Origin of the sequence: Rheinheimera sp., assembly GCF_965283995.1 — a bacterium.
Taxonomy (GTDB): Bacteria; Pseudomonadota; Gammaproteobacteria; order Enterobacterales; family Alteromonadaceae; genus Pararheinheimera.
Genome location: NZ_CBDIQG010000001.1, coordinates 4037684 through 4052004 on the forward strand (window position 1 = coordinate 4037684; position 14321 = coordinate 4052004).

Below are 14321 nucleotides of genomic sequence, written 5' to 3' on the forward strand. Positions count from 1 at the left end.
ACGCAGCGGATGAGGTGTCGGATGCAAAACGGGTATCAGAGTTTTACACCAAAAGAGGTATTCCTGAGCCTTGGATTGAAGTTGGGCAAGTGTTTGCTGCCGAAAATCCCGACGCCTCAATCCAGCGTCGGGTTATGGTTACTGCAGCATCGTCAGTATGGTCTGGCAATCATCAGAGCGTCAGAGCAGCGACTGCCGGTATCAGTTCGAACCGCCGGACTTAAGTACGCACTCAGCATGATTTTTGGCAAAGTGGCGCATCAAGGTGCCCTCGATTTTTTGTGTGGCAAGCGTTTGAGCATTGAGGTGCCGGATTTACAGATGCATTATGACCTTGGGCTTGATGCACAAAGACAGTTCTGGCTGGCAGCCGCCGGTTCATCAGCCCAGCTCTGTACCGGCGAGGTGTTATTTCGGGCCAACAGTACCGAGCTGCTGTTATTGTTGAGCCAACAGGTAGACCCCGATACTTTGTTTTTCCAGCGGCGTCTGACCATCATTGGCGACACTGAACTCGGTCTGCAGTTAAAGAACTTTCTGGATACTGTTGAACCAGAATTACTGCTACCGCCCCAGCTCATCTGCTGGATGATTGAGATTACGTCGACGACGCCAGCTTAATTCAGACGCTGTGGCGTCTTGATGTGTTGTAATTGTGTGCGTTGTGACTCCATTGTGAGTGGATGTCAGTTTTGTTACCAGAGGTATTTATGGACGAAAAGCGTCGACTATTGATTGATACTGCCTTTCAGCTTTTTTATGAAAAAGGTATTAACAGTGTTGGGATCAACGAAATACTGACTGTTTCCGGGATCGCAAAAAAAACACTTTATGCAAAATTCGAAAGTAAAGATGAGCTGGTGCTGGAAACATTAATGGAGCGGGATGCGATTTTCCTGCGATGGCTCGAAAGTGAACTCGCGCCAGGTAGAAGGTATACCGAGGTGATCAACAATCTGTTTGGTGCATTAACAAAGTGGTTTTGCAACCAGGTGCCGGAGCTGGATAAATTCAGAGGGTGCTATTTTATTAAGGCATCCGCGGAATGCACGAATGCAGACAGTCGCTTATTTCAATACTGTACCGAGCACAAAGACAGAGTTAAGTCGTTGTTGAGGCAGTACTTATCCGGTGTCAGTGAGACAACAATCGATCAAATCTGTACATTGAAAGAGGGCGCAACCGTCATGGCGTATCTTTATCATGATATGAAAGCTGCGGAGCGGTGCATTCCAGTAGCATTGGCAATCATCGAACTTTAGACGGAGTCTGCAAAAAAATTGCAGACAATTCGTCTGAAGTCCTCAAAGTAGCAGTCAGCTTAGACTGACCAGCTCGCCTTTTTTATCAAAAGTCAAAAACTCGGCAATAATGCCTGACTGGATTTTATTCAGCATCAGTCGCATGGGTTGAATGGCTTCATCACTATTGGGCGCAATACCGGCCCGGCCAGACATACTGGCAACAAATGCGATATCCCATTCAATACCAGTTTCTGCAGATTCAGTTACCAGATTGGCAAAATCAGTGACCTCAGACGGGAGTTTGTCGACGCAAAGTACCGGCTCTAAAGCGCCGCCTTGACCCTGCGTGAAATGTTGTTTTTGCGCTTCCGTATACCCATTGGGTAATTCAGCTCTGGCAAACACCCAAAGCAGCCGCTGGGGTTCCTGCTGCGCATTCGCGATAGCAATAAAGCTGGCGTAGCTGTCAATGAGAGGTTCACTGGTTACTGATTTAGGATGGTGATGATGTGCGCAGCTCATAACAGGGGCTCCCTGGTAAAAAGTAAATTCACAGATCCGCAGCATAGCAAATCAGTTCAGGGCAAACTGCTCCCCGAAGGGAGCAGTTGAATACTCCTTAGGGAGTAGTAGTTTCAGATTGAAGTTCTATCGCTCGATTGCTGCTGCCAGTTGTCTGCTGTTGTTTTGCTGCTGCGGATTGCAAGTGGTAATGCCTGCGCTGATGTTCGGCCCGGCGGGCTTTACTAAAAGCCGACACCCGTTTGAGATAACCAATGACACGGGTACCGTAATCAATATCGTTGCTACCGCAATTCGAACACGTTGTCAGTGTGCGTTTATCAATATGCTCACAGCAGTTGCATATGGTGATGCGGACATTGACACAAAAATAATTGCAGCCTGTTTTTGCTGCCAAATCCAACAGAGCTAAATTGCCCTTCGCATGCAGTTTTTCTTCCAGATTCAGATGCAGCGCAGAGCCACCGTCGAGATACTCCAGCAAGGTTTTGCCATGCAGGACAAATTTATCTAAAAGATTACTTCGTTCATCCTCTACCAGATAGAAATAGGAGTTATAGCAATCCCGGTTCACCATATAGCCGTCGGCCCGATCCCATTTTGCGTTTTTAACGCCCAGATTCTCAGCCGGTACAAATTCGGTATTAAACATGTAGCCATAGTCCGCACGCGCTTGTCGGTTCGCGTCATAAATCACTTTCAGCTGGGCGCGGACGAAATCCAGATAGGGCGCATTATTACCTGGAGTGAGGCCTAGAAACTCTGCAGCTTCGGTCATGCCATTAATGCCGATGGTCAGGAACTGTTTATCCAGACTGATGAAACCAGCATCGTACACCGTGAGCAGACCGGCATTTTTGTATTCTTCCATCAAGGCACGATAGGCCACCTGATAACGCTGAATTTTGCTGACTTCTGTTGCGAGGTCACGACCATCCTGGATCAGCCGGTTCATATTCAGCGTGATCACATTAATAGAACCGGTGGCAACACCGCCTGCACCTAATGAATAGGAAAAAGTCTTATCGCTGATTTCACTGCGTAAACGACAGCAGGATGCTAAAGAGTCAGCATTTTCAGATAGATAAACAAAAAAGCTGTTGGCCTGCGCCATTTCATCTGCAATGTGGCTGGCGAACTCGCGGTCTTTGCATTGTTGATTTTCTGTCAACATCGCCACCGTCACCACTGGAAAAGTCAGGACTGTTTTCATCCGTTCCAGATTAAACCAGCGTAAGAAAAACAGTTGCAGGGCCTGCACACTGTTCCAATCCGGCTTAGTGAAATCGGGAAAGACAAAATCACCAAACATCGCGGAAAAATAATGTTGGTCGTAGACCGAGATGTTCCAGAACACGCTCTGATAGCCGCGTGCCGCCGCCGGTTGATTTAGCGCGTAGACCACATGCTGTAAGTGGTTTTTAATTTGATGACGGTGTGTTGTCAAATAATCATCGCCGTAATCTTTGCGGGCAAAATAGTCAAAATAGGTGAGAAATTCGACGGTTGCGACGGCGCCAGCAAACTGACTCGATACGGCAAAAACAAAATTAACAAAGCAACCACAGAAAGACTCCAGGTGTTTTGGTGCCTGTGATTCTCCACCCAGTTTGGTCAGGCCATCCAATAAAAATGGATACATGGTGACGGAGACGCAATAGGGTTTCAGGCTGGTTTCGTCATGAACGTAGATTTCATGCGCTTCAATCTGCCGGTGATATTCATCTGCCAGCGGCTGACCGAATAAACTGGCAATTTTGCTGCTGACCAACGCGCGATTGACCTGAATAAAACAGTCTTTCATCAGCTCGGCTTCCAGCGTAGCGATGTTTTTCTGTGTCACATTGGCGTTGGCATCCAGTTTCGAGCCATCAGCCGGGTTCGCGGCTGATACATATTGCTGAATAAATTCTAGTTTTTGAGCGAGTTGATCCGGTGGCAGCACTTGCATGATGATTTCCTTTCTTAAGTTTTTATTGAGGTGAAAAAGCAGGCACTGCGGCATAAGCAGGTGCCGGTGTTGGCCAGAGCAATGGATTCAGGCACAGCTGACGTTGTAAGTCGTACAAGCGTTGATTACTGTTGGGGTTGTTGAGGCCACCGAGTTCAGCCTGCCAGGGGCCGGTTTTGACATAATCCAGCAGAGGCCGCAGCGCTGAAGGGCAATAGGTAAGGCCGGTGTACAGGGCGGTCCGTAACCCCATTTTTCTGCACTCATCCAGCAGCTCCGCAAGGGATGTAGATTGCCATTCACCGCCCAGAAACAGCACACAGCTCAAAAGCCCCCGGTATTTTTCACAGTCAGAATTTAGCCGGTCTACGGTCAATGACTCTCCATTTGCAGCGGACCAACTGTCGCTGCTGTGGCAGCCTTTACAACCAAGGGGGCAGCCACTGATCAGATAGGCCAGGCTGACTTCCCCAGGGATCTCCTGCAGCAAAATTTCGCAGGCCGTGGTGTTGAGCTGATTTGGTCTTGAAGATCCCATATATGGTGTTCTTTTGAGTTTCCAATACTAGATATGGTGTTTAGGTTAGGCTTTGCCTGTAGCCGAAATTTGATCCAGATCAAAGATTGCTCCAAACCAGGGCCTGATACCCCATCAGGAGTAGTTGCTGCGAACTGGTGCACAGCTTCCCCAAAAAAGTGCAAAAAGCCTGAGCGGCTCAGGGGGGGATTTAGATTTATTCAGTAAATTCAAAAGCATATTAAATTGGCTCGATTAATGCTTTTACTCTTTTATCCGGTAAAGACCGGTTGGTCACACATTTCAGGCAGAGCGAGACTCTGCCCCGGCAAAGAAGCCCAAGTTGAACCTGCAAAACTGCAGGGAAGACCTGGGCTTTTTTTATTGTCTGCAAATGACAGTCCGTGGGCACGCTCGGCAGGCAAAGGCAAGGGGAAAGCAACATGCAACAGACGTTACAGGACACAGTGAAGACGCAGATCCTGGTGATCGGCAACGGAATGGTTGGACATCATTTTATTGAACAATTACGCCAGCGCGATGCCGGCTGCCGTGTGACAGTATTGTGTGGTGAGCCACAGCTGGCCTATGACCGAGTCTATTTGTCATCCTACTTTACCGGCACGCCTTTTTCCGAACTGTCGATGTCGACGGAACAATGGTATCAGGAGCAGCAAGTTGATTTACAACTGAACTGTTGGGTCGAGCGAATTGTTCCCACAGAACGCCTGGTTTATTGCCGGGATGGTCGGGTGTACTCATATGAAAAGCTGGTATTAGCGACAGGCTCATATCCCTTTGTACCGCCCATTCCGGGCAATGACCAACCGCATTGTCTGGTGTACCGCACTTTGCAGGATTTACAGAATATCGAAGCAAGCGCTGCACAAAGCAAAGTAGGCGTGGTGATTGGCGGTGGCTTGTTAGGGTTAGAAGCGGCTAATGCGCTAAAACAGCTTGGTCTTGAGACTCATGTGGTCGAATTTGCGCCGCAGTTGATGGCGGTGCAACTTGATCAAGCCGGTGGTGCTTTACTTGCTCAGAAAATTCAGCAGCTTGGTGTCACAGTGCATACCGGTAAAGGGACTCAGGCTATTGTGCCTGGCACGCAGTGTCGTTATCAGCTGCAGTTTGCCGATGGTTCCACGCTTGAAACTGATTTGGTGTTGTTTTCTGCGGGCATCAGGCCTTATGACCAACTGGGACGTTCAAGCGGGCTCGCCGTGGGTGAGCGCGGCGGTATTGTCATTAACGACCTATGTCAAACTTCTGATCCGAGCATCTATGCCATTGGCGAATGTGCGTTATGGCAACAAAAAATATTCGGTCTGGTTGCGCCCGGTTATCAGATGGCGCGGGTTGTTGCTGACCAGCTGGTAAATCAACAACAGGCTACGCTGACTTTCAGCGGTGCAGATATGAGCACCAAACTGAAGCTGCTGGGCGTGGAAGTCGGCTCTATCGGTGATGCGCATGGGAAAACGCCTGGTGCGATGAGCTATCTGTTTACCGATCCGAAAGCTGGTCACTATAAAAAACTGGTCGTCAGCCAAAATGGCAAAAAGCTATTGGGCGCTGTGCTGGTCGGAGACACCAGCCCCTACGATACTCTGCTGCAATATGCGCTGAATGGCATGCCGCTGCCGGCAAATCCAGAGCAGCTGATATTGCCAGCGTCGGGCCAAACGGTATTACCGGCATTAGTGTTACCAGATAGTGCGACTATCTGCTCCTGTCACAACGTCGCCAAAGGCGACATTGTCGGTGCCATTGGCGCCGGGGTCTGTGACCTCGCCAGTATTAAACAATGCACCAAAGCTGCAACCGGCTGCGGTGGTTGCAGTGCATTACTGAAATCGGTGGTTGATGAAGAACTCAAAGCCCGTGGCGTAGAAGTCAGCAATCATTTATGCGAGCACTTTGCCTTTTCACGCCAAGAACTGCTGCATTTGATCCAGGTTGAGGGGCTCACGACGTTCTACCAAATTCTGAGTCAACACGGCAAGGGGCATGGCTGCGAGATCTGCAAACCAACGATAGGGTCATTGCTCGCCTCTGTGCACAACGAATATGTGCTGAAAAAACCACATGTCGGTTTGCAGGATACCAACGACACATTCCTCGCCAATATGCAAAAAGACGGTTCGTATTCAATAGTCCCACGCATTGCCGGTGGCGAAATTACTGCGGATAAACTGATTGTCATTGGTCAGGTCGCCAAGGATTATAATTTGTATTGCAAAATCACTGGTGGCCAGCGTATCGACTTGTTTGGAGCGCGTTTAGAACAGTTACCCCAAATCTGGCGGTTACTGGTCGATGCTGGTTTTGAAACCGGCCATGCCTATGGAAAATCTTTGCGAACAGTAAAATCCTGTGTGGGCAGCACCTGGTGTCGTTATGGCGTACAGGACAGTGTCGGTCAGGCCATTGCCATTGAGAACCGCTATAAAGGCCTGCGTGCGCCACACAAAATCAAAATGGCGGTATCCGGATGCACCCGGGAGTGCGCCGAAGCACAAAGCAAAGACATCGGTATTATTGCCACAGAACGCGGCTGGAATTTGTACGTTTGCGGGAACGGTGGCATGCGTCCACGCCATGCCGATCTCTTTGCCACCGACTTAGACACCGAGACTCTTATCAGTTACATCGATCGCATCCTGATGTTTTACATCAAAACAGCCGACCGCCTGACCCGAACGTCTGTGTGGCTTGAGAAGTTGGACGGCGGTCTCGCGTACCTGCAAGACGTCGTGATCAATGACAGCCTGGGGATCGCGTCAGAGCTTGAGGCTCAAATGCAACGCCTGGCAGGTACATACGCTTGTGAATGGAAAGCAACACTTGACGATCCGCAATCACTAAAGCGTTTCCGGCATTTTGTGAACAGTGATAAGGCCGATCCAAACATTTTGTTTGTCGAAGAGCGCGCCCAGATCCGCCCGGCGACGGCAGAAGAAAAGCAACAATTTCAGCTTCAAATCCCAGTTAAAAATCTGACAGAGGAGAGTATCGCATGAGCTTTCAGGAGATCTGTAGTCTCGACGATTTAGTCGAAAATAGTGGTGTTTGCGTGTTAGTTGCAGAGCAACAGGTTGCACTGTTCTGGTTACGTCCCGACGATTCGGGCGGGACCGGCGAATTGTTTGCCGTCGGCAATTTTGATCCAGTTGGTGGCGCCAATGTGTTATCACGCGGCATTTTAGGTTCTGTTGGCGACAAGCTGGTTGTCGCTTCGCCCTTGTACAAACAACATTTTTGTTTGCGCACTGGCCAGTGTTTGCAAGACCCGTCGTTTAGTGTGCCGGTGTATCCGGTGATGTTGTCACATCAAAAGGTCCTGATTGGTAGCCAGCCGTTCGCGGTAGACGCTGTCGCAGCCTGATCATGCAGTGCTTTACAGGTCGAGTGACAAATTTAAGTGACTATTTAAAGCGACAGGGTATACCAGCTTTTTTACGGATGCAGCAACAGCAAACTGGCGCAAGACCAGCTGCGGGAGAGTGATATGAGTGTACTAAGTTTTTTCCAGCAAGCTGGCCTCAATTTGCGCCAGTTTGGCAGTAGTTTTGGTACCAACCTCGGTGATTATATTGCAGGTACTGGTGCTACTCGACGCACAGTCCCGCTCCCGGCTTCCGGCGAAACGATTCCTGGTGTCTATTTACTGGGCGCAGGACCTGGCGATCCAGAGCTGTTAACGCGAAAAGGTGAACGGTTACTACGCGCTGCAGATGTCGTTTTGTATGACAATTTAGTGTCCCCGCAAGTGTTAGCCTTGTGCCGACGCAGTTGCCAACAGATCTACGTCGGTAAACGCGCCGGTCAGCACGCGATGCCTCAAGCGCAGATCAACCAGCTATTAGTTGAATACGGCAGGCTCAGTGTCACAGCGGACAAAGTGATCGTCCGCCTCAAAGGCGGTGATCCGACTATTTTTGGCCGGGTCAGTGAAGAGGCCGAAGCGCTGGAACAGGCCGGATTACGATTTGCTATAGTCCCTGGGATCACCAGCGCTTGTGCTGCCAGTGCCTATAGCGGGATTGCGTTAACAGCCCGTGGTCAGGCTACCGCGGTACAGTTTTTGACGGCACAGTTTGCCGATCCCAGTCGCCAGCCAGACTGGCAAAACTATCGCTATCAATATGGCAATAATCCCACATTAGTGGTGTACATGGGATTAAACCGTCTTAATGAGTTGTGCCTTGGTCTGATGAATGTCGGCTGGCCCGGTGAAATGCCGGTGGCCTTGCTCGATCAAGTGAGTACCGATGCTCAACAACAACTGATCGGAAATCTATCTGATATCTGTGCCCGTTATGCTTGCCACCAGCAAGGGCCCAATCCGCTGTCGGGTCCAACACTGATTGTTATTGGACTGGTTGTCAGTACGCCAATGGCAGTCTCCCCGACCTTGCTAAAGGTCCCTGAAAACCTGCTGCAGGCTAATTAAACCCCAGGCCAAAGGCCATTAAACCACACACAGTTGTCGGATTGACCTCCGAGGCTTGGTGTCGCCAAAAAACGTAAAAGGAGTGTTTATGATGGCTTCAATACCTGTACCAAAGGCGCGTAAAAACAAGTTCATGCTGTGTATGAACCTGCAAGTGGCAGCGCTCGCTTTGCTGCCCTTGTCATTAGCTGCACAAACAACCCAACCCGCGTCTACAACTGCGCCTGCAAAAACAGCGCCGTTAAAAGCCGGGCAACAAAGCGTGAACTGGCTCTTTCGTTATCGATTGGAAAGCGTTGATCAGGATGGACTGGCTGAAAACGCCCTGGCCAGTACCTTGCTATCGCGACTGACTGTACTGCAGGGGATCACTGAGCAATTCAGCGCTGGTGTTGAGTTTGATTATGTGGCCGAGCTGGGGGATACCAGCTACAACAATAGTTTCAACGGTAAAACACAATATCCGTTGATTGCAGATCCGGCAGGCAGTGATTTAAATCAGGTGTTCGTGCAATACCAGCATCAAGGCCATCAGCTGAAAATAGGCCGGCAAAAGCTGGCGCTTGGTAATGAGCGTTTTGTTGGTAGCGTGGGCTGGCGGCAAAACGAACAGACTTTTGATGCGATTCGCTATCAGACTCAGCTCAGTTCAGCAGTCAAACTGGATTACAGCTTCAGTAACAGAGTCAACCGGGTCTTTGGTAGCAAGAGCCCGCAAGGTGACTGGCGTAGTAATATTCATTTGCTGGATCTGAATTACGCCATCTCTGCCACACAGCAATTAAAAGCCTATGCCTATGACATGGACTTCCGCGAAGCACCGCTGCAGTCGAATCGGACTTTGGGCCTGGACTATCAGCAAAGCGGTCGGACGGGCGCACTCAGTTGGCAATGGGCTGCGGCAATCGCAACGCAACAAGAGGCTGCCGATAATCCGAAGTCTTACCGGGCTTCTTACCAGAATATCGAAGGCCAGATTAGCTACCAGTCTTATGTCTTTGGAGCTGGTTATGAAAAACTAGGCTCAGACAATGGTGTCGGTTTTACAACGCCATTAGCAACTTTGCATAAGTTTCAGGGATTCGCGGACAAGTTCCTCAACACTCCGGCGAATGGTGTGAAAGACCTTCAGCTCAAGGCCGGTTATGTGCAACCAAAATGGGACTTACAGTTGCAATATCACTGGTTAGATGCGGCTATAGGCAACATGGATTACGGAAATGAACTCAATGCAACTCTGCAATATAAGTTCAATCCGCAGTATGGTTTGCTAGTAAAAGCGGCGCAGTATGATGCCAAGCACTATTTGACAGATACCAGCAAGTACTGGATACAGCTGTTAGCCAAGTTCTGACAAATCAATGGCTCAATGAATGCCCGTGTTGTCAAAGATGAGCGGATGGGACGCGGTGTAACAAGCATGCGTCCCAGTCGCTAAATTAGTTCACAACAAACAATAGCCAGAGAATGAGCAATGTCTGCAGATAACAGATCGTTTGCCAAATTCGTACCGGGTAGGCGACTTGTAGCGTCAACTCACGCCAAAGCCCCGGATTCGGGTGACGTAAGTCATATAAAAATTCTGAAAGGTGCTGATAGCGTTTTAATGGATCAACTTGCAATGCTTTTTGCAAAGTCAGATCCAGCCATTCTGGCCAATCAGCATGTTGACCAATGATCGGCCGATAACTGAGCTTTTGCTGAGCTGGCAGATTTTTACAACGAGCAATGTCCGGCCCATAGGGCGATTGTCCTGTGAGCAGGTAATAGCAAAGGGCTGCTAATGAATAAAGATCAGATTGAGTACTGCCGGCCTGACCGGTGAAATATTCAGGAGCGGTAAAAAGCGCCGTGCCCGGAATTAAACCTGCGACTTCATGATCCGCTTGTAAACCTGCAAGTCGTGCAGCACCAAAGTCGATCACTCTGACCTGACCTTGTTGATCCAACATCACGTTATCAGGCCTTATGTCCTGGTGCAGGATCTCCGCGCGGTGCAGTGCCTGCAAAGCTTTGCCTGCTTGTTCAATGATATCAATGACCTGATTAAGATCTGGTTGAGGTTGTCGCAAGCGCCATTGATGTAACGTTTCACCGGGAATGTATTCAAACAAGCTGTAAAGGGCGGTCCGATGATGTTCAATGCTTGCCGCACGAAGCACATAGGGGCTATGTACCCGATTCGCGATCCATTCTTCACGCAGCAGACTCTCGAGATAGGAATCGTCTGTAGCCAATTCGAGCGACGGCGCTTTTAACACTGCTTGTTGACCGGCAGGTAATTCAACCAGATATAAATGACTGCGGTTACTCTGGCTGAGTACCCGTATCACGGTGAGTCCATCAAACTGACTACCTTCATGCAGCAGCGGCGGTAGTGGCAGCTCTTCTAGCGAGCCACCTGGTAAGGTGGTCTCCACGGGGAGCTGCCTGACCAAGGCAAGTTGCACTGAAATATTATCATCGCTGCCATGGGCGAGCGCGATGTCTGCAAGTTGGCGGGCCATTTCAGTGAGATCTTCAACCTGATTCGCTTGAGCCAGCACATCAGCTAATTTACTTTGTTCGATAAACTCAAAAAAGCCATCGGATGCCAGTAGAAAAAGGTCGTCAACTGCGATATCGAGTTGCTGATAGTCAGGCAAAATAGTGGGTTGGGCGCCAAGGGCCTGGCTCAGTAATAGTTGATTCGCTTGCCAGGTACGCTGGTCACGGGTGAGCTGAGACAATCTTGACTGCCGATACAAATAGATCCGGCAATCTCCGACATGAAAAAGATGTGCCTGTTTTTGCCGGAAAATCACCGCCGAAAAGGCGCAGCAATAGCCTTTATCGGGATCCTGCCCGTAGCTGCTTTGTCTGTTTTGCTGATAGAGCCAACGATGGCAGGCCTGCAACACCTGTTGACCTGCATGTTGCACTGACCAGGCAGGATTGGTCGCAAAATAATCCAGAATAAAACTGCGCACTGCAGTTTCACTGGCGATCTGGCTGACCTGACTGCTGCCAATCCCATCTGCGATGGCCAATACGGCACCTTTTTCCTGCAAAAGTGCTCTGGCAGGCATGCTGTAGTCAATAAAGTCCTGATTGATCGATTTACGGCCAGCGGTACTGTACTGGCCGATATTTAATTGCAAACCCACTATCAGGCGGCCTTTTTATTCGTAGTGTAACTGCTGGTGTTCAACAAATCCCGCTTCGGTGCCGTTTTGTAGTGAGTGCTATACAAAGTGAGACCGGTAAATGCCAAACCACCCACCAGATTGCCCAGTGCTGTCGGGATCTCGTTCCACAGCAGATAGTCCATCACGGAAAAATCGCCGCCCATCATCAAGGCAAAAGGAAACAGAAACATATTGACGACCGAATGCTCGAATACCATATAAAAGAACAACATGATCGGCATCCACATCGCGATCACTTTGCCACTGACATTGGTAGATATCATGGCGCCAACGACGCCCATCGATACCATCCAGTTACACAGCATGCCGCGTAAAAAGATTGTCAGCCATCCGCTAACGCCATGTGCGGCATAACCCACGGTTCTGGCTTCACCAACGCCAGCCAGTTTTTCACCGACAGGTCCGGCCGGGGCATCAAACCCCATCGTGAATACAAAGGCCATCATGAACGCAACCGTTAACGCACCGGCGAAATTGCCGCAAAATACCAATCCCCAGTTTCGTAAAATACCGCTGATGGTCACGCCGGGGCGTTTATCTAACCATGCTAAAGGTGTTAACACAAACACACCGGTTAACAAATCAAAACCCATTAAATACAACATGATAAAGCCAACCGGAAACAACATAGCGCCAGCCAACGGTGACCCGGTTTGTACAGAGACTGTCACGGCAAATACGGCTGCCAGCGCCAGAATCGCCCCTGCCATGAAGGCACGGATCAGAGTATCCCGGGTTGACATAAAAATCTTTGATTCGCCAGCGTCGACCATTTTGGTGACAAACTCAGCGGGAATGAGGTAAGCCATAGTTTTTCCTTGTTGTGCTGTGTGCAAAAAAAAAGCGTCCGCCCTCTGGTGAGGAGCGGACGCCTTTGTCCAATATTCTGTGGTGATTGCTGCGGTTATTCCGCTTTATCGTTAATGCATTTCAGATGCCAGATTTGCTAACTAGTTAAGTCTTTCATATCTATGGAAAAATACTTTTAGTGTGTCCAACATCTTCTTGATGGTGCGCCATATCAGTGCAGGCTTTGCACAGCCATAGCGCATTTTCGCATTTCGCAGTGTTCGAGTATTGAATGACTATTGGTCATATACGCTATATAAATCAGTGGCATAGGATTGTACTTGCTATGTTGGAACAGCATTTGCGATAGCAAAGTTCCTTGAAATAGATGCTGAGTTCCAATGGACCCTTTAGTGCTTCGTTTATTGTTGGCCGCAAAGCAGCAAGATTTGGCTGCGTTGCGACAGCTCCATGCGCTGATTGAGTTAGTGACTCAAATCGGCGATGCCGTTCACCACCTGCAACGCGAGCGTGGACTCAGCAATTTGGTGATGTATACACCGCAAACCTCATTTCAGATCCAGTTGAATGACCAGGCCAAATTAGTGGATCAGGCCTTGGAAAATACAGCCCGGGTGATACAAACCATTATGTCTTCGGGCTACATCAGTGCGGCGAGATTGCAAACATCGATTGCGCTGGCTTTGCAAAGTAGTTTTGACTTAGCGGAGATCAGAAAATCTGTACAGCGCTACCAGTTTCGGCAGGAAGTAAGTCAAACACCCTGTGAGCATTACTCAGTATTGATTCGGCTATGGCTTGATGTGGTGATTGAAGCAGCAGGACTGTCGGTTTCTGCGCAGGTCAGCAGGTCTGTACTTAGCCTGATCTATCTGCTTCAAGCCAAAGAGTATGCAGGACAGGAACGTGCTTGGGGGGTCATTGCATTTTCTGGTAAAGCGGCTGGAGGAGAGCTGGCAGAGCGACTACAAGTACTGGGGCAGTCTCAACACGATGCTTTACAGGCACTTTGGCCGGCAATCGATGCCGAGAGTTGTCTGCAGTATCGGCCTTACTTTGAGCAAGATAATGGCCAACAGTATGCTGAACTGAAACAGCTAATGCTTGGTCTGTGTCTTCACTCACAGGCGTCGCCAACATTAGCGGAGCTATGGTACCAAAGCGCCAGTCAACGCATTGATGTGTTACACAGTATGTTAGAGCCCGTCAAAGCGAACCTGGAACAGCAACTAACCAACTCTAAACAAACCTACGATAAAGAACAGCGTGTACTACAACATCATCGGTCTGAACCTGCAGGAATTGTGGCGGATGATGTACCCCCCCTCATTCCAAGTGCTTCAAAATATCCGGAACAAGCTTCGCTGCTGCACTTGTTGCGGGAGCAGTCACACTACATCTCAAGTATTGAAGCAGAGTTATGTAATGCGAGAATTGCGGTACAAGAACTCAAAATTATTCAAAGAGCAAAACTGTTGTTAATCGACCAGCATCAGCTGACAGAGCAACAAGCGCATCATCAATTACAAAAACTGGCCATGGATATGCAGGAGACACTTGCTGAAGTCGCTGAGCAGGTCGTAGAAAAGTTAGCATGTCACAAAAAAAAGAGCGCCAAATCAACGTGAAATGG

At 49.2% G+C, this 14321-nt stretch carries 12 protein-coding genes; 7 read left to right on the forward strand and 5 right to left on the reverse strand.

Annotation, left to right across the window (positions count from 1 at the left end):
• Positions 1-21 precede the first annotated feature (21 nt).
• Positions 22-621 carry a ubiquinone anaerobic biosynthesis accessory factor UbiT gene (gene ubiT / locus ACQ66Q_RS18035; RefSeq protein ID WP_377240145.1) on the forward strand — a complete coding sequence of 200 codons (600 nt, stop codon included), beginning with the start codon at positions 22-24 and terminating at the stop codon, positions 619-621.
• 89 nt (positions 622-710) lie between these two features.
• On the forward strand, positions 711-1262 hold the full coding sequence (locus tag ACQ66Q_RS18040) for a TetR/AcrR family transcriptional regulator (RefSeq protein ID WP_377240148.1): 552 nt from the start codon (positions 711-713) through the stop codon (positions 1260-1262).
• A 54-nt stretch (positions 1263-1316) separates the two neighbouring features.
• Here ACQ66Q_RS18040 and ACQ66Q_RS18045 read toward each other — a convergent pair whose 3' ends face one another.
• From ACQ66Q_RS18045 to ACQ66Q_RS18055, 3 genes are all read right to left on the reverse strand, one after another.
• A complete protein-coding gene (locus ACQ66Q_RS18045; RefSeq protein WP_377240150.1) occupies positions 1317-1766 on the reverse strand; it encodes a ribonucleotide reductase subunit alpha in 450 nt (149 codons plus the stop codon).
• Positions 1767-1863: 97 nt separating this feature from the next.
• A complete protein-coding gene (nrdD, locus tag ACQ66Q_RS18050; RefSeq protein WP_430458050.1) occupies positions 1864-3717 on the reverse strand; it encodes an anaerobic ribonucleoside-triphosphate reductase in 1854 nt (617 codons plus the stop codon).
• A gap of 22 nt (positions 3718-3739) precedes the next feature.
• On the reverse strand, positions 3740-4255 hold the full coding sequence (locus ACQ66Q_RS18055) for a 4Fe-4S cluster-binding domain-containing protein (protein ID WP_377240155.1): 516 nt from the start codon (positions 4253-4255) through the stop codon (positions 3740-3742).
• A 422-nt stretch (positions 4256-4677) separates the two neighbouring features.
• Between ACQ66Q_RS18055 and nirB the strand changes: the two genes are divergently transcribed.
• The 4 genes from nirB (at position 4678) to ACQ66Q_RS18075 (ending at position 10044) form a co-directional block, all read left to right on the forward strand.
• Positions 4678-7257, forward strand: a complete 2580-nt coding sequence (nirB, locus tag ACQ66Q_RS18060; protein ID WP_430458051.1) for a nitrite reductase large subunit NirB — start codon at positions 4678-4680, stop codon at positions 7255-7257.
• Positions 7254-7622: a nitrite reductase small subunit NirD gene (gene nirD / locus ACQ66Q_RS18065; protein ID WP_377240159.1), complete on the forward strand. Its 369-nt coding sequence runs from the start codon at positions 7254-7256 to the stop codon at positions 7620-7622. The genes nirB and nirD overlap by 4 nt, the downstream gene beginning before the upstream one ends.
• A 123-nt stretch (positions 7623-7745) precedes the next feature.
• Positions 7746-8690, forward strand: a complete 945-nt coding sequence (gene cobA, locus ACQ66Q_RS18070) for a uroporphyrinogen-III C-methyltransferase (protein WP_430458052.1) — start codon at positions 7746-7748, stop codon at positions 8688-8690.
• Positions 8691-8778: 88 nt separating this feature from the next.
• Complete coding sequence (locus ACQ66Q_RS18075) at positions 8779-10044, forward strand: alginate export family protein (protein WP_430458053.1); 1266 nt, start codon at positions 8779-8781, stop codon at positions 10042-10044.
• A gap of 85 nt (positions 10045-10129) precedes the next feature.
• Here ACQ66Q_RS18075 and ACQ66Q_RS18080 read toward each other — a convergent pair whose 3' ends face one another.
• Together ACQ66Q_RS18080 and ACQ66Q_RS18085 are read right to left on the reverse strand one after the other, a co-directional pair.
• Positions 10130-11830 carry a protein kinase domain-containing protein gene (locus ACQ66Q_RS18080; RefSeq protein WP_430458054.1) on the reverse strand — a complete coding sequence of 567 codons (1701 nt, stop codon included), beginning with the start codon at positions 11828-11830 and terminating at the stop codon, positions 10130-10132.
• 8 nt (positions 11831-11838) lie between these two features.
• Entirely contained in the window at positions 11839-12687 is an 849-nt protein-coding gene (locus tag ACQ66Q_RS18085; protein ID WP_430458055.1) for a formate/nitrite transporter family protein, read from the reverse strand.
• A 408-nt stretch (positions 12688-13095) separates the two neighbouring features.
• Between ACQ66Q_RS18085 and ACQ66Q_RS18090 the strand changes: the two genes are divergently transcribed.
• Positions 13096-14316, forward strand: a complete 1221-nt coding sequence (locus tag ACQ66Q_RS18090) for a nitrate- and nitrite sensing domain-containing protein (RefSeq protein WP_430458056.1) — start codon at positions 13096-13098, stop codon at positions 14314-14316.
• Positions 14317-14321: the final 5 nt, after the last annotated feature.